This window comes from Haloarchaeobius sp. FL176 (assembly GCF_024609245.1).
Lineage (GTDB): Archaea > Halobacteriota > Halobacteria > Halobacteriales > Natrialbaceae > Haloarchaeobius.
Window position 1 is genome coordinate 312466 of sequence record NZ_JANJYH010000001.1, and the last position, 20683, is coordinate 333148.

Here is a 20683-nt window from a genome sequence, read left to right on the forward strand (position 1 = left end):
TAAGAAGTTCGTATCAGCCGGCGCTCAGGCGGGCTCAGTTATTAGCTTCGAGGGCGTCCCGCCGGTCCCGGTAGGTGGCTGCCGTCTCGTCGGCCCCGGTGCGTTCGCAGACCTCGCTGAGCTCGTCCAGCGTCTCCCGCAGGTACGTGGACGCACCGATGGCCTCGTACTGGTCGACTGCTGCCTCGTACGCGTCCCGCGCCTGCTCGTACTCGCCAGCGGCCTCGAGCGCGCGGGCGTGCCACCGACGGGCTCTCGCCAGTCCGGGTGACCGGTCGAGCGACTCCAGCGTCTCCACGGCGTCGCCGAGTATCTCGGTCGCCTCGACGGCGTCCCCATCGGCGAGGACGAGCAGGCCGCGGTGTGCCCGTGCGAGTGCGCGGTCCCGTTCGTCGCCGACCTCCGCGGCGAGTTCGTCACACGTCTCGAGCAGCCGCGCCGACTTCTCGAACGCGCCCCGTTCGCGATGAGTCGCCGCCAGCCCGCGCAGGGCGGTGCACTCCTGATACCGGAGCTCCTCATCGCGTGCGATGTCGAGCGCCGCCGCCAGGTGTTTTGCCGACTCGTCGAGTGCGCCGCGCCAGCGGAGCGTGTTCCCGAGCGCCCTGTTGGCGTTCGACTCGGGTTTCCCGACGCCGAGGCGCTGGGCCTCCTCGACCGCACCACGGAGCCGCCCGACGGCTTCGCCGAGCGCACCGCGGTCCCTGGCGGCGACGCCCAGGTTGATGCTGGTGCTGACTGCCTTCTGCTGGGCGCCGAGCTCGCGGTACTGGCGATGGCTGGCTTCGAAGAACTCCACGGCGTTGCCGAGGTCGCCCCGTTCCCACTGGACGATTCCGAGGTGGTTCAGCACCTCGGACTCGGTCCGCTTCGACTCGACCTCGTCGAAGATGGAGAGCGCGTCCCGGAGTCGGCGTTCCGCCTCGTCGATGTCGCCCTGATACCACGCGAGGAGTCCGAGCCCGTTCAGCACGGACGCCTCGCCCTTCCGGTCGTCGACCTCACGGACGAGTTCGAGCGACTCCTCGGCCAGTTCGCGGGACCGGTCGAACTCGCCCTTGGACTCCGCGATGATGCTCTGGACCTCCAGACTCCGGGCGCGGAGCACCGTCTCCTGGCGGTTCGACTCCGTCGATTCGGCCACCGTCTCGATGCGCTCGCACTCCTGGCGGGCGGCGTCGAAGTCCCCCGCGTCGACGTACATCTGCGCGCGGCCCACGAGGGCGTGTCGCCGGCACCACGTCGAGCAGGAGTCGGGGAGCGTCAGCTCGGTGTACTTGGGGTGGCCGTACAGCGGCGCGAGGTTGGCCGAGTCACGGCCGAGTTCGAACACGCGGTCGACGACCACGTCCCGCCAGTGGTCGGGGCTGTCGTCGAACGCCTCGACCGTCGGCGCGTCCCCCTGCCGGTAGCGGACGACCTCGCTCCGCAACGACGGCTCGGTCACGAGTCGGAACAGCGGGTTGACCGCCTCCGCGAAGGTGCGATGCGCACTCGCGTCCCCGCGCTCGTTGACGAGGTGCGTGAGGAAACTGTGTGACCAGGCGCCGTGGACCGCCGCCACCCCCTCGTCGTGAGGGAACAGCACCTTGCCGTGGAGTGCCGTCACCGCCCGCTCGACCGCGTGGGCTTCGGGCCCGTCGTCGACGAGGGCGAGCGCGTCGAGCAGGTCCCGTTCGACCGGGAGACCACCTGCGTTGAGCACGTTCACGAGTGTCGCGACCACGAGGACCGGCGGGTCGTCCGCGACGTCGTCGTACACCTCGCGGACGTTCCGCGACAGCGGACTCGCCGTCCGCCGGTCGCCCTCCACGGCGATGTCGGCCGCGTTCCCGTAGCGGTGCGCCAGCGTCAGCAACTCTCCGGCACCGTCGCTCCCGGTGCTCTGTGGTGTCGCCCAGGAGTCGCCAGGGAGATCCTCGTCGTCGACGAACTCCTCGAGCGGAGGTATCGGACCGTCGACGATGCTCGCGACGTGGTCGTGCAGTCGTGTCCGCTCCTGGTCGTCCAGGTCGGGGACCTGCACGGTCTCGACGCCGGACCGTCGGAGCGACTCGCGACGGGGGTCGAGCGGCTCCGGCGGCGACGACCACTCCGACTGCCGCGCGTCGAACAGGAACGCGACGTCGTCGGCCTGCTCCAGAACTTCGAAGACGGCGTTGGCCACCGGCCGGACGGCGTCTTCCACGACCACGAGTGGCGTGCCGCGCGCGTCGTCGAGCGACGCGGCGAGCCGCAGCGGGTCGTCGAGCACGGCGGCGCTGTCGCTCTCGCGATAGCAGACGGGGCCGTTGCCACGCTCGCGCCAGCGACAGGCGGCCGCCTTGCAGACCGTGCTCTTCCCCGCGCCAGGCGGCCCGACGACCGCCAGGTTCCCGCCCGTCGCCAGCGCGTCGACGAGGTCGACCGCGAACTCGCGCCGCTGCCCGTCGACGACGTGCTCGCGGTCGAGCGTCCGGCCCGCGGCGACCGCCCCGAGCGTCGGTGTCGTCCGCAGCATGGCACCCGGAGACCTGTCGTCATCGTGTGCCACCGTGCGTTCGTCGACCGGGATGAACCCCTGACTGCGGAGGACGTCCTTGCTTCCCTCGTCCCACGTCGGCACGTCGCCCGCAGCGCCGACCAGCGGGTTGACCGCGTCCCCGCGGTCGAACGCCGGGGTTTCGGCGGCCTCGAAGACGGTCGTCGCCCAGCTGGTCGCCGCCTCCGTCGCCGCGACGTCGGCGACCGCGTGCATGGCGCCTCCCTCCTCGTAGATCGTCACGAAGACGCGGCTATCGTCCGCCGCCTCCACGCGGAACACGCCGAGCCGTGTCGGCACGTCGTCGCTCGTCTCGACGCGACACACGGCGGTATCGTCCGGACCGAACGTCGTCGGGGCGACCGAGCGCATCGTCTCGTAGACCTCGTCGTCGACGGCGAGTGCGACGGTGGCACCGTCTTCGACGAGCGAACGCAACGTGCTGACGGTCCTGTCGTCGGTGACCGAGGGCCACGCCCCGCGCACCGCCGTCGCGTCTTCGAGCGCCGAACGTAGCCGCCCGACCAGTTCGAACGGGTCGGCCTCGGCGACCGTCTCGACGGTCGCGTCGGCGAGGACGCCCGGGTCGAGTGGGGTATCGCCCGGCAGTGGCGCGAGCGCGTCGGCGTGTCGCTGGACGGCGTCGAGCGCCGTTACCTGATCGCGGTACTCCTGGAGGGCGAGCGAACCAGTGGTGGTCCGGACGTAGCCGTCGTCGGCTCGCTCGACCCAGCCGGCATCCTCGAGCTCACGGATGGCGCGGTTGACGGTCGAACGGGAGACGTCCAGCTCGTCGCAGAGGTCCCTCACGTGATGTCCGTCCCCCCCGAGATGCCCCAGCACCTGTCGCCGTCGGTCGAGGAGCTCGACCGCCGAAGCGACGTCGTCGGGACTCATGTATCGTCAAGGATGATTTGTCAGGGGTGTTATTAAAACTCACGTCGTGAGACAGTGTGTCAGTCGGTGAGTTGAGTGTGTATGCACCCGTCCGCCAAAATGGGATCAGTGGAACCATCGGTCACGTCGACGTGATGGGGGATACGGAGGGTCGAGACGTTCGACCCAGGCCACGTCGGCGCCCGGGGGGACGCCGACGTGGCTGCACGCCGCTGATCCTGACACGCCGCCGGGCCCTTGCCCGGGACCTCGGCGGCCTCGCCGATGGAGTGGGTTCGTGCCTGCCCGCTCCCGTCGGTCACACAGTTTCGGACGCCACCGGCCCCTTGCCCAGGCCGCCGGTGGTTCGCGACGGCCGGGGTCCGTGCCCACCTCCGTCCGTCCACCGAATCTTTCTGTCCCCGCGACGACTCGGCCCACCGACGCACGGCGTCCACGCCGGCGATTGCCGCCGTTACTGCCCGTAGGATTCGAACTTCTCCTCGACGACGCCGAGCTGGTCGTCGCTCAGTTCCTGTGCCTCGCCGTTGCCGCGCGCCTGCAGGTACACCTGCGAGAGGTTCTCGACGTGGCCGGTGTTCTCGACGGCGGTCGGCAGGTCCTCACCGGTGACGACGAGCCCGTGGTTCTCGATGAAGCAGGCCCGGGAGTCCGCCTCGTCCATCGCGTCGACGATGTTGCGGGCGAGCTCCTCGGTCCCGTACGGCGCGTACTCCGCGACCGGCACCTCGCGGCCGACTGCGACGATCATGTAGTGCACCGGCGGGAGGGGCTCGTGGAGCACCGACATCGTCGTCGACCACGTCGAGTGTGTGTGGACGACCGCGCCGGTGTCGAGAAAGCGGTAGAGGTGGCGGTGCATCGGTACCTCGCTCGACGGTTTCATGCCGCCGGCGACCTGCTCTCCCTCGAGGTCGACGACCGGGACGTCGTCCGCGTCGAACCCGTCGTACGGGACGCCGGTCGGCGTGACCGCGAAGGCGTCACCCTCGCGGACGCTCAGGTTGCCGGTCCGACCCGGAGTGAGGTCCGCGAGTTCGGGTGCCCAGTCCACGACGGCCTGTCGTTGCTGTTCGTGGCTCATGCCGCGACCACCGCCGCGATGTCGCCGAAGTCGTCGACGTGGTGGTCCGGCTGCCGTCGGCTCTCGAGCTCCGCCTCGTCGGAGTTGAACAGGACCGTCGTCAGGCCGACGGCGTTACCGCCCTCGATGTCGGCGGTGACCGAGTCGCCGACCATGACGACCTCGCTCGGGCGCAGGTCGAGCTGCGAGAGCGGGAGCGTGAACATGACGGAGGCCGGCTTCTCGGAACCAGCCTCCTCGCTGGTGACGACGAGGTCGACACTGCCCTCGATGCCCAGGTGCTCGATCTTCTTGAGCTGGATTCGGGTGGTGAGGTTGCTCACGATGACGATGTCGAGTCCTGCCTCGCCGATGGCGTCGAACGTCTCGACGACGCCGTCGAACAGCTCCATCTCGTCGATGTATGCGTCCCAGTAGGCTTCGCCGAGCTCGAGCGCGTGGCGGGACTTGTGGGTGCCCGTGTGGATCTCGATGAGGCGTTTGAAGTAGAGGAAGCGCTCGTGGGCCGACGCGGTGCCGGCGAGCTCGCGTTTTACCTCCCTGCGAGCTTCCTGATAGCGCGCCTCGAACGCCTCGCGGTCCAGCTCGTAGCCGAGGTCGTTCGCCCGCTGCCAGGCCGTCCGTTTCCCGGCCTCGTTGCAGGGCTGATACGGGTAGAGCGTGTTGTCGAGGTCGAAGAAGACCGCACTGAAGTCCATGGTACCCCGAACCGTGGGGGCGGCGCTACATTACGCTGTTCATCCAGCCCCCCGGGCCGGCAACCACCGCGTACAGCCAGACCGCGTAGAAGAATCCGTAGAAGCCCGAGACGCCGGGGATTGCGGTCGCAAGCCTGACCGGGACGGCGACGAGCAGTCCGAACGGTCGAGCGACCGTCGGGAGCGCTCGTGCGGTCGCGACCATCGACGCGGTGTCGCTGTGGCTCGGGAAGGCAGTGAGGGCGAGCGTCCCCCCGACCCAGACGAGGAGCGGCCACACCGGCGTGCCTGCCAGTGCGACCGCACCCACGAACGCGGCGAGTGCGAACGTCGTGTTGACGACGAGCGGCGCGAGCGCGACGATGGCGTCCGCGTAGAACGACTCGATCGGCTCGTGGTCGACGTACGCGTCACTCGCCAACGGGTTGAGGTACGCACTCCCGTGGACCGGCACCCCGAGCAGCCGGCACGCCAGCTCGTGTGCGAACTCGTGGGCGGCGATGCCGGGTGCGAGGAGGACGGTCACGACGATGTTGGTTCCGACAGCGACGTGGGACACGCTTTACGTGCCGGCAGTGGGGCCGACGGGCGAAAACCGTTGCCCTCGCCGATGTGTCAGTCTCGCCGAAGTCCCGGGAGTTAGGGTCGTCGCCGTTGACGGTCGACCATGGAGTTCGACGGATACCTCGGGACGGACGACCGCGACTGGGAGACCACCGCCGACGGCACGCTGCGGGTTGCCATCGTCGGCCTCGGCTGGTGGTCGCGCGAACGCGTCCTGCCGGCGCTCGCGGACCTGGAGAACTGTGCTGCGACGGTCGGCGTCAGCGGTTCGTCGGCCAAGCGCGAGCAGGTCGTCGCCGACTGGCCGTCGGTCGAGCACGGCCTCTCCTACGACGAGTTCGCCGCGGGCGAGGCGGTCGGCGCCTACGACGCGGTGTACGTCTGCACGCCGAACGCGTTGCACCTGCCACACGTCGAGACGGCGGCCGAGTTCGGGAAAGCCGTCCTCTGCGAGAAGCCGATGGAGGCCTCGGTCGAGCGCGCGGAGCGACTCGTCGCGGCCTGCCAAGCGGAGGACGTACCGCTGATGGTCGGCTACCGGATGCAGACCGACCGTGCGGCGCGAGCGGTGCGCCGGCTGGTGCGCGAGGGCGTCGTCGGCGACCCGGTGACCGTCCACGCCCACATGTCACAGCCGATCGCCGAGATGTTCGACGACCCGTCGCACTGGCGGCTGGACCCCGACCTCGCGGGGGCCGGCGCGTCAGTCACCGACCTGGGCGTCTACCCCATCAACACCAGCCGGTTCGTGCTGGACGCGGACCCCGAGGCCGTGACGGCCTCGACGTGGTCCAGTGAGAGCGAATGGTTCGAGCGCGTTCCCGACGAGCGTGCGAGCTTCCAGCTCGCGTTCCCCGACGGCGTCACCGCGCTGTGTTCCGTCTCGCAGAACGCGTACAAGACGGCCGAGTTCCGCGTCGTCGGCACCGCCGGCGAGGTACGGATGCGCCCGGGGTTCTTCGGTGCCCAGGAGAACGAGCTGCTCCTCTCGACCCCGGTTGGCGAGACCAGCGTGACGTACGAGCCGGCCGACCAGATGCGCGAGCTGTTCTGCTTCTTCGCGGACCGCGTGCTGGCCGGGAAGACCATCCCAGCGGACGGCCAGCACGGTCTCGTCGATATGCATGTCGTGGAGGCAGTGTACGACGCGGCCGAGGACGAGACGCGTCGTAAGCTCTGAGACGCGTATCGGAGCTGGGGAAGACGGTACCTAACGTGTAGCGGTGTACGACGAAGTGGGCGGCCGGGGAATGCTGTATCCGTGTCCCGAGGAACGTCGCCAGCGCACGGTCCCCGCCGGCGACCGACTGGTACGCCCGCCGTAGTCACTCCGGGAACGTCTCGTCCGTCTGGCGACCGAAACCGCGATACTGCGCGACCACCGATGACAACATTCTGTTTCCTACTATCGTAGTAGTGGAGTAGAAACTATTAAGATAGTACACTGCATAGCTGGGAGTACACGAGCATCCGAGCCGCTCGATGGTTCACCAATGTCCGAACCGAAACAGACGCTGAAGACGACCGAGAGTCGAACGCCGTCGCGCGACAGACGGCGTAGCAGAACGAGTGGCCAGAGTCGGGCCGAGAAGACCGAGCGCACGCAGGACGAGCGCCAGGTCTGCCCCGAGTGTGGTACTGATGCCATCACCGACGACGAGCACGGTGAGACCGTCTGTGGCGACTGCGGAATGGTCCTCGAGGAGGACCTGGTCGACCACGGCCCCGAGTGGCGTGCGTTCGACAGCCGGGAGAAGAACCAGAAGTCGCGCGTCGGCGCGCCGACGACGCAGATGCTCCACGACAAGGGTCTCTCGTCGGTCATCGACTGGCAGAACAAGGACGCCTACGGCTCCGCGCTCTCCTCGCGCAAGCGTCAGAAGATGCAGCGCCTGCGCACCTGGGACGAGCGGTTCCGCGCCCAGAGCGCCCAGGACCGCAACCTCAAGCAGGCCCTCGGCGAGGTCACCCGGATGGCCAGCGCGCTCGACCTCCCGGACAACGTCCAGGAGACCGCGTCGGTCATCTATCGGCGTGCCCTCGAGGACGACCTCCTGCCCGGCCGCTCCATCGAGGCGATGGCGACGGCCTCGCTGTACGCCGCCGCCAGACAGGCGAACGTGCCCCGGAGCCTCGACGAGTTCGCGCCGGTCAGCCGGGTCAACCGTCGGGAGTTCGCCCGCGCGTACCGGTACATCGTCAAGGAGCTCGACCTCGCGCTCGAACCCGCGGACCCGCTCGACTACCTGCCGCGGTTCTGCTCCGAGCTCTCGGTGCCCAACGAGCTGAAACTCCGCGCCGAGGAGCTGCTGGAGGCCGGCAAGCGCCAGAGCGTCCACAGCGGCAAATCGCCCGTCGGCCTCGCGGCGGCGGCCATCTACGCCGCCTCGCTGCTGACCGACGAGAAGCTCACCCAGCGCGAGATCGGCGAGGCCGCCGACGTGAGCGAGGTCACCATCCGGAACCGGTACAAGGAGCTCCTCCAGGCGGACGAGGAGTTCCAGCAGACCCCCCAGGCGACGGCCTGATGCGCCCGAACTGGCCAGTCCAGCGCGGGCACAGCAGCGACCGTCGCGAGGCCGAACGATTAAACGACTACCCACCGAACCAGAGCCAACGACCTGACCGAGAATGACAGACACCGACGCGGGGTCGACCGACGACATCGTCGCTGAGACGGTCGAACTCCTCAAATCGTTCGAACTGACCGAGTACGAGGCGAAGTGCTTCGTCGCACTCGCCCGCATCGGACAGGGCACTGCCAAGGAGGCCAGCGAGGTCGCCGACGTGCCACAGGCGCGGGTGTACGACTGCATGGAGACGCTTCAGGACCGCGGTCTCGTCGACGTGCAGCAGTCGAAGCCACGCCAGTACCGCGGGAGCGACTCCGACGACGCACTCGACACCATCGAGCGGCGCGTCGACCGGAAGCTCGAACGCCTCCAGGAGCTACTCCCCCAGCTCCGTGAGGGTGAACGTGGCGACGGCGGCGGAGAGATATGGGTCACCGACGGGAGCGACGAGGTCGCCGAGCGGATGGCGACGCTCGTCGAGGCCACCGACGACGAGGTGATGCTCGCGGTCGCCGCCCCCGACCTCCTCACGGACGACCTGCTCGAGGCGCTCGCTGCCGCGACCGACGCCGGCGTCGACGTCACCGTCGGCTCCCCCGACGAGAACATCCGCGAGCGTGTCACGGAGCACGCCGCGGCCGCGACCGTCGTCGAGACGTGGACCTGGTGGGAGACGGTTCCCATCCGGAACGGCGCAGTGTCGAGTGTGTTGATGACCGACGGCGAGGCGCTGCTGGTGAGCGCGGACGCGCCGACAGAGCTCCCGAGCGTTCGCACGCATCGGGCCGTCTGGACCGACAGCGGCGAGGCACCCCTCGTCGGGATGATGCGGCCGCTGCTCGCGAACGCGATTCGTGGCGAGATCGAGGGAACGGCCGCACTGTAGGAGGGCGACCGGGAGGGCCGTCCCGGTCAGTTCGCGGCGACCCGACGGAGGTTCTTCACCAGTTCCGGTCGCTGTTCGACGAGTACGTCGAGCAGCCGTCCGGCACGCTCACGGTGGAAGTCGGCAGCGCGCAGCTCGCCGGCGTCGGCGTAGTGGCGGGCGACGCCGAACAGGCCGCTGACGAGCAACACGACGTCCGAGGCGTCGAAACGAGCGGTGAACTGGTCGTGGGGGAGCGCCTCCACACGAGCCGTCAGGGATTCGACGCGCGTCCTGACGGCATCGACAACGCAGGCGCCGGTGTCGGTTGTCCGGTCGGAGTCGTCGAGGTATCCGAGTGCGGAGCGGGCCGCGCGGAGGAGCTGTTCGTCCACGTCGACGGTGACGGTCTCCCCGGTGAGGGGTCGCGGCTCGAGCGACGGGGAGAGCCTCGCCGGGTCGTCTACCGTGCGGGTGCGGGAAGCGGGGGGCATAGGTCGGACGACTCGTACTCGTGCCGCCGAGAGCATATAACGGCCAGACGGTTGGCGTGAGTTCGATTCGTTTCACCGTATCGGCGCAAAAAACCACGTTTTACTGCAGTAAACACACCCTTTATGAGCGGACGAGCGCCTGCTATATGTTTTATGCCGCCATCTCAGTCGGTGTAGTCGTCGGGCGGTCACCGCTTCGACGACCTCGTCGACAGCCCGCCCTTGCAGCAACACAACCCTCGCTTGAACCGGCCGTATCATTCATTGTTGCTCCTAGACACCGTTCACCCGATGGGGCAGGAGTCGATATTCACGACCGAGTCGGTCGAACCGACGCAGCGAGACAGCGTCTTCGCGAGCACCCCGGACGCTGCCCACCGGGACCCCGAACGGGAGGGTGGACGCGACGTGAATCCGCTGCTCGACCAGCACGCGCCGTTCGACCGCCGGTTCGACGCCGCGACGACCGCCCTCGGGCTCGCACCGTCGACGCTCGACTTCGAGAGGCCGACCGTCACGCGGATGCGTATCGAGTCGGCCGCCGGCGAGGCGACGGGCGAGACCGAGGCCGTCGTCGAAGCCGCGCGCGAGTTTCTCGTCGGCGTGGTCGCCGAGCCGTCGGCCTATCCGCTGGAGCGCTGAGCGTCGGGCGGCCGGAACTCACCGTATCTCGTCCTGCAGCCGTTGTAGCACCGGTATCTCGTCGATCCGTTCCTCCGGGAGCGCCCGCCAGTCGATGCCGGACGGTCGTCGTCCGTCCCCGGCTGGTCGGACCGTCCGCTCGGGCGTCACGACCAGGTCCATGGGTACGTCGTGCTCGTCGTGTGGAAGGGCCTCGCCCCGGACCTGTCGCTCGTGGACGGTCGTCGCGACGGTGGTCCGGGCGTCGACGCGGTCGAACTCCGCCAGGACCCCGAACTCGAGGTCGCTGTAGCCCTCTCCTTTGCCGATCCGTGCGCCGTCTTCGGAGACCGCGACGCTCCCACTGACGACGAGGTCGACGTGCGGGAGTTCGTCGGGCCCGACCGCGACGCCGGCGTCGGCCAGCCCGCCCACCGTGGTCGCGTCGTCGATGTCCGTGACTGCTTCGGGGTCCAGCTCGACGAAGCACCGCTCGTCCCGGAGCCGCGGGACCGCGACGTAGAGCGTCTTGCCCGCCCGGAGCGCCGCCCGACGGACCGGGAGCTGTGGCGCGTCCGGGTTCGCCTTCACGGTTCGGGCAGCCTGCCACTCGTCGCTCTCGGTCAGTCGGTCCGCCGCCGCGTCCGCGCCCGCGAAGTTCGGAATCCGGTCGTGCGGTGGGTACGGGAACCGTGCCGTCCCGCTCTCCTCGAGGTCGTCCCAGACCTGCTGGCGTATCTGCTCTTTCTCCATGGGCCCGGGGTTGGGGCCGTGACCTGAAAAGGACTCGCGGCCGCACTGCTGACTGCTGGTCGGAGTGAGTGTCTCCCGGTGGGGAGGCCGACGTAGTGGGGTGATGGAGGGAAACGGTGGTGCGGGTGGAAGCGGAGGCGAGGGGTGGGTGGTGGAGAGGCCGAGGTGGCAGGCAGGGAACGTGGTGTGGGTCGTTTCGGTGTGGGATGCCAGTGGACCTTACGCGCCTGCGGCGTCGTCGGCGGGGCCGTGGCCGTGACCGACGACGAGCGCGAGCGTGTTCAGAGCCAGCAGGACGAGGAACGCACCCGCGCCGTTCGTGCTCCCGAGTCCCGACGCGAGCAGCGGCAGGTGGACGAACGGGAGGACGACTGCCAGCCAGAAGCTGCCCTTTCGAACGGGCGCGAGCAGTGACTGGGTGTCGATGCGTCGGTCGTGGGTGTCAGGGAGCGCGGTGGACATCAGGGGCACCTCGTCGGCATCAACGCCTTGAACGGACACCATCATATAACGGGTCGAGCGTTCGGGTTATTTCCCCGCGTTTTACCACCTGTTAGTTCGTTTTGCCGTTCTTCTTGACCTTTCGAGAGACGTTTAGAAGTTTTACAAGTCTCTCTGGGAGCGTTATTTGCATCTATTGCCACAATTGTGTACGAATCCGGACAACTGCTCCGCCCCGCGCCTGCCGGTCTCGAACGAGTCGTTCGACCGGCTCGAGCGGCGGCGCGCGCGGCGAACGGTTTACCGGGGCTTCCGAATTTATACGTCCGGCCGCGCAACCAGCAGCTATGGAACTAGACTACGTTCCGCTCGGACGGACGGGCACGATGGTCAGCGAACTCGCCTTCGGCACCTGGCGCTTCGGCCGCGAGACGGAGGCCGGCGTCGAGATCGGCGAGAACCGGGCCTACGAACTCCTCGACGCCTACGAGTCTCACGGCGGTCGCTTCATCGACACTGCGGACGTCTACGGCGGCGGCGACAGCGAGACGTGGATCGGCAACTGGCTCGCCGACCGCGACCGCGAGGACTACGTCATCGCCTCGAAGATCTACTGGCCGACACGCGAGGAGGACCCGAACGGCCGCGGGCTCTCGCGCAAGCACCTCCGCCGACAGATCGACCTGCTGCTCGAGCGCCTCGGGACGGACTACGTGGACCTGCTGTACATCCACCGATGGGACGACGACACGCCCGCCGAAGAGTTCATGCGGACCCTCGACGGGTTCGTCGAGGACGGGAAGGTGAACTACCTCGGCGCGTCCACGCTGTACCCGAACGCCTGGAAGGTCGCGAAGGCGAACGAGCTGGCCGAACGCAAGGGCTACGAGCCGTTCACCGTCACGCAGCCGCGGTACAACCTCGCCGACCGCGAGGTCGAGGCGAACTACCTCGACATGTGCGCGGACTACGAGCTCGGCCTCTGTCCGTGGAGCCCGCTCGCCCAGGGCTTCCTCACCGGGAAGTACACGCGAGAGGACCAGACACCGGAGAACTCGAAGGTCGCAGCGGAGGACCGCTTCCGCGAGAACTACCTCACCGACGAGAACTTCGACCTGCTCGACGAACTCCACGCGGTCGCCGACGAGGTCGGCGGCTCGCCCGCACAGACCGCCATCGCGTGGCTCCAGCACCACGACCGCGTCTCCGTCCCACTCCTCGGCGCGCGCACCGTCGAGCAGCTCGAGGAGAACCTCGGTGCCGCCGCCATCGACCTCTCCCAGGAGCAGTTCGAACGGCTCGCCGACGCGAAGGAACAGCCGCTGGGGAACCTCTGACGGTCGCCGTCTCGAGCGCCGAGGAAGTGACTGAGTGAGTGAGCCGGCGGCGTCACGAGGGCCGTCAACACTTTATCCCGGTTATGGTTCGATAACAGTAGTAACAGCTGATGGCCGAAGAGCACCCGGTCAGTATCGTCTGGGTCGCCGCCGAAGACAGCTCTCGACAACCTAGAGAGACAGTTCTCGACGGTATCGACGCTGTTCTCTCACCCGGAGAGGCGACGGACCACGCGGCTGCGCTCGAGAGGCCCGGTGAAACCTGTTTCGTCGCCGTGGGCGTCTCCGGATTAGTCTGGTTCAGGCAGTGTGCCGATGTGGTCTCGGACCCGCCGCCGGCGCTCCTCGTGGTCGACGATGCGAGCCTGGCCGAGGCGGCCGTGTCGGGCCCCGTCGACGAGGTCATCTGGCAGGACGCGGTGGCGGATCCGGAGCGCTTTGCGCTGCGTGTCGAACGGGCGGTCGAGAGCTGGTCCGATAGCAGGCATCCGAGCGCCCCCGGCTTCGACCCCCTCGTCGAGCACACCCGCGACATCGTCATGATAGTTGGGCGCGACGGCCACCTGCGACGCTGGAACTCCGTGGTCGAGACAGTCCTCGGCAAGACGGGCTCGGAGCTCGACGACCTCGAGGTGCGGTCGCTGTTCGACGACGCGGACGTCCCTCGGCTCGACGACCACCTCGCGGCGGTCACGGGAGGCGAGACGCGGACGATCCAGCTCGACGTACGCACGGCCGGCGGCGAACTCCGCCCCTTCGAGTTCGAGACGAGCCCCTTCGTGGTCAGCGGGACGACAGTCGGCGTCTGTGCCATCGGCCGGGACGTGACGGAGCGCGAGGCCAGGGCGGAACAGCTTCGTCGGACGGAGCGTCGGTTCGAGGCGGTGTTCGCCGACCCGATGTCCTTCCTCGGCATCCTCGACACCGACGGTAAACTCCTCGACGCGAACGAACGGGCGTGCGAGTTCGCGGGTATCACGGAGGCAGAGGCCACCGGTCGGCAGTTCTGGACGCTGCCCTGGTGGTCGCACTCCGACACCGAACGCGACCGGGTCCGGGCCGCCATCGCCCGCGCGGCCGACGGCGAGTTCGTCCGGTTCAAGACGACGAACATCGGAGCCGACGGCGAGGTTGTCCACGTCGACATATCGTTGCGCCCGGTGGTTCGCGACGACGGGACCGTCGGCTCCATCGTCGTCGAGGGGATCGACATCAGCGACGAGGTGACGGCGAACCGGGAGCGAGAACTGCTGCTCGATGCGATCCAGTCCGCTGCCCAGTCTCCCGACCTCGGGGCCTCGCTGACCGCGACCCTGCGGACGGTCGTCGAGAACACGAACGCCGCCTACGGCGAGGCGTGGATTCCGGACGGCGACGAACTGCGGTTCCAGAACGCGTGGTGGACCGGGGATTCTGCCCTCGAGTCGTTCGGCCGGCAGCGAAGCGGGTTCCAGCTCTCCCGGGGCGAGGGGCTACCGGGACGCGTCTGGGAGACGGGTGCGCCGGAGTGGATAGCGGACCTCGAAGCCGGCAGCGAGGCCCGGCTCCCGTGGCTCGGCGAGGTCGACCACTTCGGGCTGCAGACCGCGGTCGCGGTGCCGGTGCTCGGGACCGGCGGGAGCGTCCTGACCGTGCTCATGTTGCTGACGGACGAGAGCGGGGGTCGCGACGACCGCTTCCTCGAACTGCTCGAGACCATCACAGCGCACCTCGGTGCCATCCTCCAGCGGAAGCTGACCGAGGCCGAGCTGGCCGCCGAACGGGAGCGCCAGCAGCGCCTCCTCGAGACCAGCCCGGTCGGCATCCTCGTCGTCGGCAGCGACGGCTCCGTCGAACAGGAGAACCAGCGCGCCCGCGACATCCTCGGCGTCGACGACGACCGGTCGGTCGCGGACGCTTACGAGCATGAACCGTGGCGGGTGACTCCGACAGGTACGGATACCCCAACGCTCGGGGAGAGCTGGTTCCAGAAGGTTTCGGAGAGCGGTACGGCGATACGCAACGAGGTGTACGTCGTCGACCGGGCCGACGGCGAGCGGCTCTGGCTGCTCGTCAACGCCGCGGCCGTGGGCGACGACGAGAAGGAGATCATCATCTCCTTCTCCGACATCACCGAACAGAAGCGACACGAGCAGGCGCTCCAGAACCAGGCCGAACGGGTGAGCGTCCTCAACCGCGTGCTCCGACACGACCTTCGGACGCATCTGACCGTCGTCGGCGGGCTCCTCGACCGCATCGCCGAGCAGGCCGACGTGCCGGCGGCCCCAGTCGAAGCCATCCGCCAGTCGCTCGAGGACATAGAAGAGCTGAGCCAGCGCGCCAGACGCATCGAGACCGCGTTCGAGTCCGACGCCCGGAGCACCTTCGACCTCTCGGCGCTGGTCGACCGCGCCGCGGCCGACCTCGTCGAGACTCACCCGAACGCGCGGGTGCGGGTCACCGAACAGAGTCCACCACCCGTCCTCGCACACGAACATCTCCGGCTCGTCCTCGACAACCTGCTCGAGAACGCCGTCGTCCACCACGACGACGATCAACCGACGGTAGAGGTGTCTATCGCACGCCACGACGAGGGGACCGTCCGGCTCGTCGTCGCGGACGACGGCCCCGGAATCCCGGAGTCGGAGATCGAACTCCGCGAGTCGGGGCTCGAGACCGCACTGGAGCACTCCGACGGACTCGGACTGTGGATCGTCCGCTGGCTCGTCTCGAAGTCGGACGGCGACCTCAGACTCGAGCAGACGGCGGCCGGTTCGCGGGCCGTCGTGTTACTTCCGGTCGCGCCCGGAGCAGGATAACACCGAGGCAGCGGACACTACTGCGCTCTCGTCGCGAACTTCTCGCGGACCTTCTCGATCTTCGGGTCGGCGTGGAACGTACAGTAGCGGTCGTTCGGGTTCTTGTCGTAGTAGTTCTGGTGGGCCTCCTCTGCCTCGTAGAAGGTCTCGAGGTCGACGACCTCGGTCACGACGTCGTCGTCGTACTCGCTGTCGAGTTCGTCGACGAACGCCGCGGCGAACTCGCGCTGCTCGTCGTCGTGGGCGAGGATGATGGAGCGGTACTGCGTCCCGACGTCCGGCCCCTGTCGGTTGAGCTGGGTCGGGTCGTGGACCGTGAAGAACACCTTGAGCACGTCCTCGAAGCCCAGCACGTCGGTATCGTACTCGATCAGGACGACCTCCGCGTGGCCCGTCTCCCCCGAGCAGACCTGCTTGTACGTCGGGTCCGAGACGTGGCCACCCGCGTAGCCGGAGGTGACGGACTCCACACCCTCGAGTTCCTCGAACGCCGCCTCGATGCACCAGAAGCAGCCGCCGCCGAGCGTCGCTCGTGCTGTCGTCATGCATCCACGTAGGGTCGGCACCGGCAAAACCCCGTCGGAACCCTCAGTCCTCGGTGACTTCGAACGCGATTCCCGAGCAGCGCCAGTCGTAGCCGACGACGTGGCGGTCCGGCCCCATCGCACAGGAGCTCGTTATGATGCAACCACCAGAAACACCGCAACCTGCCTCCTGGTTTCTCACGACATCGCGTCGCGGTCGAGCGGGTCCTCGATGTCGCCCATGACCGTCTCCAGCGCGTCCGTCGCGGTGAGTAGCCCCTGGACCTCACCCTCGGCCATGGCGAGGGCGAGCTCCTGGCCCTCGGCCTGGAACTGGTCGATGACGCCGCTGACGCTCGTGTCCACCGCGACGGTCATCGGCGGCGCGGCGACGTCCGCCAGATCCAGCTCCCCGGCCCGGATCTCGTCCAGATGCTCGAGCAGGGACGGCACGTAGACGACGCCACGGTAGTCGTCGAGGTCGCTACCGACGAGCGGATAGCGCGTGTGCGGCGAGTCGTACACCTTCTCGATGTTCTCCTCGATTGGGTCCGCCGTCGAGAGGACGACCGCGTCGTCGATGTCGACCATGACGTCACCGACCATGATCTCGTCGACGGTCAGTGCGTTGATGACCTCCTCGTGGCGCTCCTCGGAGAGGTCTCCCTGTTCGAGCAGGAAGTTCAGCCGGTTCCGCAGCTGTGCACGGTTCTCGATGACGTCTTCTTCGGCCTCGAGCCACGCGCCGGTCATCTCGACACCGAACAGCTTCAGCGTCGCCTTCGCCACAGTGTCACCGACGCTGATGATCGGGGAGATGACCCAGGCGAACCAGTAGAGCGGGCGAGCCCCCCACTTGCAGACGAACTTCGTGCGCTCGACACCCAGGTATGTCGGCGTCTGCTCCCCGTGGGTCAGGTGGACGAGGTTGATGATGAGGAAGGCGAGCAGCCCACCTGCCCCGAGGGAAGCCAGCGCGGTGTTGTGGAAGTACGGCTCGAAGATGGCCCCGAGCGCGGGTTCGGCGACGATACCGACCGCGATGCTCGAGCCCGTGATGCCGACCTGACAGCTCGTCAGGTAGATCTCGAGGTCGTCCGTCATCTCCCAGGCACGTCGGAGCGCCGGCGTGTCGAACTCCGACTCGGAGTACTGTCTGACCCGTGTCAGTGCGAACTCGATCGCGACGAAGAACCCGTTCGCCAGGATGAGGGCGAGACCAGCGAGTAGCCGGATGGCTATCTCAAGCGAGTTCATCACGTGGCCGGCTTCCGTCCAGTCCGGGAAAAATGACCGGGGTTACTGCCTTGGGTCGACGCTCCTTGCGTCGGGGAATCGGTGTCCTTTTGCGAGCGACACCGATAGTCAGAGCCACCGATTCCCGCTCTCGGGCACCGTTCCGGGTCACTTTTCTTCTATCTTTCTTACTGGTGCTGCCAAGTATCCCAACGCCGATACACCCGATCCGACCGAATCCTTTCCGCGTGAAAGACACCGAAACCGAACCGGCCAAATCGATTCAGGAAACAAAACACTCATTTTCTCTGGATACGTTTGTAATACTATGTACGACCTCACAGGGTTCCAGCGGGACCTGTTGTACGTAATTGCGGGGCTCGACGACCCCCACGGACTCGCGATCAAGGATGAGCTCGAAGACTACTACGAATCCGAGATTCACCACGGTCGACTCTATCCGAACCTCGACACGCTCGTCGACAAGGGCCTCGTCGAGAAGGGAGAGCTGGACCGGCGGACGAACTTCTACACACTGACCCGGCGCGGTCGCCGCGAGATCGACGCCAGACAGGAGTGGGAAGCGCAGTACGTCGACCAGATGGAGACCGCAGAAGCGTCTTCGTAACGACCGCTAGGTCCCGCCACCGACGGGCAGCACACGAGGGAACAGGGACCACGGATTCACGGCACCCCGATTCATTCTTTCGACGCGACGACCGACAGCGGCAGCGACGGTCGGCGGTCGAGCAGCCGCCGAAGCCCGCCACGGAGCCCGTCGCCCAGCGCCTCGTCGGTCCCGTCGTCGCTACGACGGACGAGCCGTCCGCGGACGATGGGTGCGACCGGCGGGACGCCGGCGTCGATACGCTCGAACGCGGCCGTCTCGAAGCGTTCGTCCGCCAGGAACCGTTCGTCCGTCGCCCGGTCGAGCTGGCAGCCCGCCGCCAGACGACCCCAGATCGGCTGGACCGTCGTCTGGAATCGAGCCTGCCAGCCGTCGGCGCGGACGTGCTCGAGGAACCGGAACTCGCCGCCGGGCTTCAGGACGCGCGCCACCTCGTCGAGCGCCGCGTCGAACCCTGGGATGGTGCAGAACACGAGCGCGGCGACGACGACGTCGACGCTGTCGTCCGCGAGCGGGAGCGACTCCGCGCCGGTCGGGTAGATGGTGACCGAGAGCCCGGACTCGCGGGCGTGCTCGACCGCTCGCTTGCGCATGTGCGGGTCCGGTTCGACCCCGAGGACCGCGTCGGCATCGCTGGCGGTCAGGTACGGGAACATCGCACCGGTGCCGACGCCGATGTCCAGCACCGTCCCTTCGATGTCGGCCGCCAGCCACCGGCGGTGTGACTCGATGCGGCGCTCGAACGGGGCGACGACGGGGTCGTAGATGGCCGCGAACAACGGATGTCCCTCCGCCGGTGCGTCGTCGGTCACTGGAAGTTGCCCGTAACGTACGCTTGGACGTCGTCGATACGGTCCGGGTCGAACGTCCAGAACCCCTTCCAGGGCCCCAGTCGGCCGTCCTCGCCCGAGAGCTGGTGGCAGACGAGTGCCGCCGACTCCGTCGGGTCGGTCGGGTGGGTGTAGACGACGAACCAGGCACGACGGAGGTCCTCGACGGAGGCGTCCGTGTAGGTCGTCGCGTCGATGTCGCTGGGGATGGCCTCGTCCGCGATGCCGTAGATGTTCACGTCGACACCGATCTCCCCAAGCGAGCGGTACACCTCCTGGGTGCCGCGTTCGTCCTGCAGTCGCGAGAGGTACTGGAAGCTCGAATGTATCTCCCCGACGCCGTGTTCCCAGGCCAGTGCCTCGATGTACCGGGAGAGCTCGATGAGGAGGAACTTCTGTTTGCGGGTGTCGGGGTAGCCCTCGACGGTGAAGACGGTGTCCGCGAGTCCGAGGATTGCCTCCGGGGTGTCGACGGCGTCCAGGTCGCGCGCGCCGGAGATGTAGGTGTCCGAGTTGACGAACAGGATGGCGTTCTGTAACGACTCCAGTGAAGAGCTGAACGCCGTGCCGTCGGTCCGGGAGACGACGACGGTGTCGCTGGGGACGGTGCCCTCGCCTCCGTCCTCGATGACGTGGACCGGTTGCTCGTCGAAAAGGTCGTCAAGCATCCCCTGGACGACATCCGATGTCTGCCTATCGACAACCGTCAGGGTCCGTGAACCCCCCTCGACGCGGTCGATAAGCTCCATGAGACCCATACTAGCGGGAGTTCCCGGACGGCATTAAACGTTCTCGCCGGACGAAACCGCAAGCAGTAATTCGGCTCTACCGACAGCCGGTGGCGACCCCCGAGGTGGCCGCGAGCGAGTGTCTGCGGGGTGACTGGAGCCATAGTGTGTTAACGCGACTCAGGATAATAATATAACCCTCCAGCCGGTAGAACTGTTTGCTATGAAGAAGCAGGAACTCATCCACCTTCACGGACTGCTTGCGGAAGTATCCACACACTACGAGACAACGGCCGACGGCGACCTCAACCTAGACGAGTACGAGTCCCTTGGTATTCGACCAACGAGCATCCACAAATCGAAGACTGACCACAAGGCGGCTGTTTTTGCACTCGCGAACGGCATCACCTCCGACATGAGTTCCGAGGAGTCCGAAGAGACGGTCGCCGTCTCCGCAGACTAAACGGTAGAACTCGTCCTGCACTGAACTAGAACCCGACAGCGACAGCTTCGTCTCGCTCGAATATCGTGGCTCGTTACTCGATCAGGTCCTCGAACTCCGGCAGGACCTCGTCGTCCTCGTCGCTGCCGTCCTCGGCCTCGTGAACGTCGTCGTCTGCAGTCGGCGTGTCCTCCTCCGCTTCGGTCTCCTCGTCGTCGTCCTCCTCGATGACTTCGACTTCGAGGACCTCCAGCGGGATGTTCTCCAGCCGCATCCCGATCTCCTTGCGAGCGATCCGGGACGCGTGCTCCTCGCGTTCGACGTTGAACACCGTCATCTCCAGTTCGAGGGCGACCAACGCCTCGTCGGCCGCGATGAACGCAGGTGGGAGCTCCTCGCCGGACGGCGACGTCCGGCTGCCCATGTTGATCTCGACGTAGTTGAGGTCCGGATTCAGCATCTCGCCAGTTTTCGAGATGGCGATACGAACGGCTTCGTCCGGTGTCCCTACGTCGTAAACCGGCACTGCAGCTTCGACGACAACTCTGCAGTTCATGCAGTAACATGGTTGCCCGCCGAACAGTATCAAGGTTGGCGTTCGTTCAGCCCGACAGGCGACGGCGACAGGAGCCTCCGGGACGACGACCCG

General features: G+C 67.4%; 20 protein-coding genes. 8 read left to right on the top strand and 12 right to left on the bottom strand.

Annotation, left to right across the window (positions count from 1 at the left end; all coding sequences use genetic code 11):
* Positions 1–34: 34 nt before the first annotated feature.
* From NO978_RS01590 to NO978_RS01605, 4 genes are all read right to left on the bottom strand, one after another.
* Positions 35–3418: a tetratricopeptide repeat protein gene (locus NO978_RS01590; RefSeq protein WP_257297760.1), complete on the bottom strand. Its 3384-nt coding sequence runs from the start codon at positions 3416–3418 to the stop codon at positions 35–37.
* A 454-nt stretch (positions 3419–3872) separates the two neighbouring features.
* Positions 3873–4502, bottom strand: coding sequence for a class II aldolase/adducin family protein (locus NO978_RS01595; protein ID WP_257297761.1), 630 nt, complete (start codon positions 4500–4502; stop codon positions 3873–3875).
* Positions 4499–5200, bottom strand: coding sequence for an HAD family hydrolase (locus NO978_RS01600; RefSeq protein ID WP_257297762.1), 702 nt, complete (start codon positions 5198–5200; stop codon positions 4499–4501). The genes NO978_RS01595 and NO978_RS01600 overlap by 4 nt, the downstream gene beginning before the upstream one ends.
* A 25-nt stretch (positions 5201–5225) precedes the next feature.
* The gene (locus NO978_RS01605) at positions 5226–5759 is read right to left on the bottom strand and encodes a hypothetical protein (protein WP_257297763.1); all 534 of its coding nucleotides are present in this window, start codon (positions 5757–5759) and stop codon (positions 5226–5228) included.
* A 108-nt stretch (positions 5760–5867) separates the two neighbouring features.
* Here NO978_RS01605 and gfo6 point away from each other — a divergent pair, with 108 nt between their 5' ends.
* From gfo6 to NO978_RS01620, 3 genes are all read left to right on the top strand, one after another.
* Positions 5868–6944 (top strand): D-xylose 1-dehydrogenase Gfo6, encoded by a 1077-nt coding sequence (gene gfo6, locus NO978_RS01610; RefSeq protein WP_257297765.1) that lies wholly within the window; start codon positions 5868–5870, stop codon positions 6942–6944.
* Between the two features lie 313 nt (positions 6945–7257).
* Complete coding sequence (locus tag NO978_RS01615) at positions 7258–8292, top strand: transcription initiation factor IIB family protein (protein WP_257297766.1); 1035 nt, start codon at positions 7258–7260, stop codon at positions 8290–8292.
* A gap of 103 nt (positions 8293–8395) precedes the next feature.
* Positions 8396–9223: a TrmB family transcriptional regulator gene (locus NO978_RS01620; RefSeq protein WP_257297767.1), complete on the top strand. Its 828-nt coding sequence runs from the start codon at positions 8396–8398 to the stop codon at positions 9221–9223.
* 26 nt (positions 9224–9249) lie between these two features.
* Here NO978_RS01620 and NO978_RS01625 read toward each other — a convergent pair whose 3' ends face one another.
* A complete protein-coding gene (locus tag NO978_RS01625; RefSeq protein ID WP_257297768.1) occupies positions 9250–9696 on the bottom strand; it encodes a hypothetical protein in 447 nt (148 codons plus the stop codon).
* A 291-nt stretch (positions 9697–9987) separates the two neighbouring features.
* On the opposite strand from NO978_RS01625, the gene NO978_RS01630 reads away from it, so the two are divergent.
* The gene (locus tag NO978_RS01630; RefSeq protein WP_257297769.1) at positions 9988–10338 is read left to right on the top strand and encodes a hypothetical protein; all 351 of its coding nucleotides are present in this window, start codon (positions 9988–9990) and stop codon (positions 10336–10338) included.
* A gap of 18 nt (positions 10339–10356) precedes the next feature.
* Here NO978_RS01630 and NO978_RS01635 read toward each other — a convergent pair whose 3' ends face one another.
* Positions 10357–11070: a 5-formyltetrahydrofolate cyclo-ligase gene (locus NO978_RS01635; RefSeq protein WP_257297770.1), complete on the bottom strand. Its 714-nt coding sequence runs from the start codon at positions 11068–11070 to the stop codon at positions 10357–10359.
* 219 nt (positions 11071–11289) lie between these two features.
* Entirely contained in the window at positions 11290–11532 is a 243-nt protein-coding gene (locus tag NO978_RS01640; RefSeq protein ID WP_257297771.1) for a hypothetical protein, read from the bottom strand.
* 326 nt (positions 11533–11858) lie between these two features.
* On the opposite strand from NO978_RS01640, the gene NO978_RS01645 reads away from it, so the two are divergent.
* Both NO978_RS01645 and NO978_RS01650 read left to right on the top strand, forming a co-directional pair.
* Positions 11859–12848, top strand: coding sequence for an aldo/keto reductase (locus tag NO978_RS01645; protein WP_257297772.1), 990 nt, complete (start codon positions 11859–11861; stop codon positions 12846–12848).
* Between the two features lie 110 nt (positions 12849–12958).
* The gene (locus NO978_RS01650; protein WP_257297773.1) at positions 12959–15646 is read left to right on the top strand and encodes a PAS domain-containing protein; all 2688 of its coding nucleotides are present in this window, start codon (positions 12959–12961) and stop codon (positions 15644–15646) included.
* Positions 15647–15663: 17 nt separating this feature from the next.
* On the opposite strand, the gene msrA is transcribed toward NO978_RS01650, so the two are convergent.
* Both msrA and NO978_RS01660 read right to left on the bottom strand, forming a co-directional pair.
* Complete coding sequence (gene msrA / locus NO978_RS01655) at positions 15664–16191, bottom strand: peptide-methionine (S)-S-oxide reductase MsrA (protein WP_257297774.1); 528 nt, start codon at positions 16189–16191, stop codon at positions 15664–15666.
* A 177-nt stretch (positions 16192–16368) separates the two neighbouring features.
* Entirely contained in the window at positions 16369–17427 is a 1059-nt protein-coding gene (locus NO978_RS01660; protein ID WP_257298051.1) for a CNNM domain-containing protein, read from the bottom strand.
* 307 nt (positions 17428–17734) lie between these two features.
* On the opposite strand from NO978_RS01660, the gene NO978_RS01665 reads away from it, so the two are divergent.
* Positions 17735–18034: a PadR family transcriptional regulator gene (locus tag NO978_RS01665; RefSeq protein ID WP_256398539.1), complete on the top strand. Its 300-nt coding sequence runs from the start codon at positions 17735–17737 to the stop codon at positions 18032–18034.
* Positions 18035–18105: 71 nt separating this feature from the next.
* Here NO978_RS01665 and NO978_RS01670 read toward each other — a convergent pair whose 3' ends face one another.
* On the bottom strand, positions 18106–18846 hold the full coding sequence (locus NO978_RS01670; RefSeq protein WP_369684082.1) for a class I SAM-dependent methyltransferase: 741 nt from the start codon (positions 18844–18846) through the stop codon (positions 18106–18108).
* Positions 18843–19622: a DICT sensory domain-containing protein gene (locus NO978_RS01675; protein ID WP_257297775.1), complete on the bottom strand. Its 780-nt coding sequence runs from the start codon at positions 19620–19622 to the stop codon at positions 18843–18845. Before NO978_RS01675 ends, NO978_RS01670 begins: the two co-directional genes overlap by 4 nt.
* Positions 19623–19815: 193 nt before the next feature.
* Between NO978_RS01675 and NO978_RS01680 the strand changes: the two genes are divergently transcribed.
* Positions 19816–20055: a UPF0058 family protein gene (locus NO978_RS01680; protein WP_089731908.1), complete on the top strand. Its 240-nt coding sequence runs from the start codon at positions 19816–19818 to the stop codon at positions 20053–20055.
* Positions 20056–20128: 73 nt separating this feature from the next.
* On the opposite strand, the gene NO978_RS01685 is transcribed toward NO978_RS01680, so the two are convergent.
* A complete protein-coding gene (locus NO978_RS01685; protein ID WP_257297776.1) occupies positions 20129–20590 on the bottom strand; it encodes a DUF555 domain-containing protein in 462 nt (153 codons plus the stop codon).
* Between the last annotated feature and the right edge of the window lie 93 nt (positions 20591–20683).

Excerpts from the sequence above, each read along its gene's own strand:
- NO978_RS01630 (WP_257297769.1), top strand. The coding sequence starts at position 9,988 with ATGGGGCAGGAGTCGATATTCACGACCGAGTCGGTCGAACCGACGCAG.
- NO978_RS01600 (WP_257297762.1), bottom strand. The coding sequence starts at position 5,200 with ATGGACTTCAGTGCGGTCTTCTTCGACCTCGACAACACGCTCTACCCG.
- NO978_RS01685 (WP_257297776.1), bottom strand. The coding sequence starts at position 20,590 with ATGAACTGCAGAGTTGTCGTCGAAGCTGCAGTGCCGGTTTACGACGTA.
- msrA (WP_257297774.1), bottom strand. The coding sequence starts at position 16,191 with ATGACGACAGCACGAGCGACGCTCGGCGGCGGCTGCTTCTGGTGCATC.
- NO978_RS01650 (WP_257297773.1), top strand. The coding sequence starts at position 12,959 with ATGGCCGAAGAGCACCCGGTCAGTATCGTCTGGGTCGCCGCCGAAGAC.
- NO978_RS01625 (WP_257297768.1), bottom strand. The coding sequence starts at position 9,696 with ATGCCCCCCGCTTCCCGCACCCGCACGGTAGACGACCCGGCGAGGCTC.
- NO978_RS01660 (WP_257298051.1), bottom strand. The coding sequence starts at position 17,427 with ATGAACTCGCTTGAGATAGCCATCCGGCTACTCGCTGGTCTCGCCCTC.
- NO978_RS01620 (WP_257297767.1), top strand. The coding sequence starts at position 8,396 with ATGACAGACACCGACGCGGGGTCGACCGACGACATCGTCGCTGAGACG.
- NO978_RS01615 (WP_257297766.1), top strand. The coding sequence starts at position 7,258 with ATGTCCGAACCGAAACAGACGCTGAAGACGACCGAGAGTCGAACGCCG.
- NO978_RS01665 (WP_256398539.1), top strand. The coding sequence starts at position 17,735 with ATGTACGACCTCACAGGGTTCCAGCGGGACCTGTTGTACGTAATTGCG.
- NO978_RS01675 (WP_257297775.1), bottom strand. The coding sequence starts at position 19,622 with ATGGGTCTCATGGAGCTTATCGACCGCGTCGAGGGGGGTTCACGGACC.
- NO978_RS01680 (WP_089731908.1), top strand. The coding sequence starts at position 19,816 with ATGAAGAAGCAGGAACTCATCCACCTTCACGGACTGCTTGCGGAAGTA.
- NO978_RS01635 (WP_257297770.1), bottom strand. The coding sequence starts at position 11,070 with ATGGAGAAAGAGCAGATACGCCAGCAGGTCTGGGACGACCTCGAGGAG.
- NO978_RS01640 (WP_257297771.1), bottom strand. The coding sequence starts at position 11,532 with ATGTCCACCGCGCTCCCTGACACCCACGACCGACGCATCGACACCCAG.
- NO978_RS01645 (WP_257297772.1), top strand. The coding sequence starts at position 11,859 with ATGGAACTAGACTACGTTCCGCTCGGACGGACGGGCACGATGGTCAGC.
- NO978_RS01595 (WP_257297761.1), bottom strand. The coding sequence starts at position 4,502 with ATGAGCCACGAACAGCAACGACAGGCCGTCGTGGACTGGGCACCCGAA.
- gfo6 (WP_257297765.1), top strand. The coding sequence starts at position 5,868 with ATGGAGTTCGACGGATACCTCGGGACGGACGACCGCGACTGGGAGACC.
- NO978_RS01590 (WP_257297760.1), bottom strand. The coding sequence starts at position 3,418 with ATGAGTCCCGACGACGTCGCTTCGGCGGTCGAGCTCCTCGACCGACGG.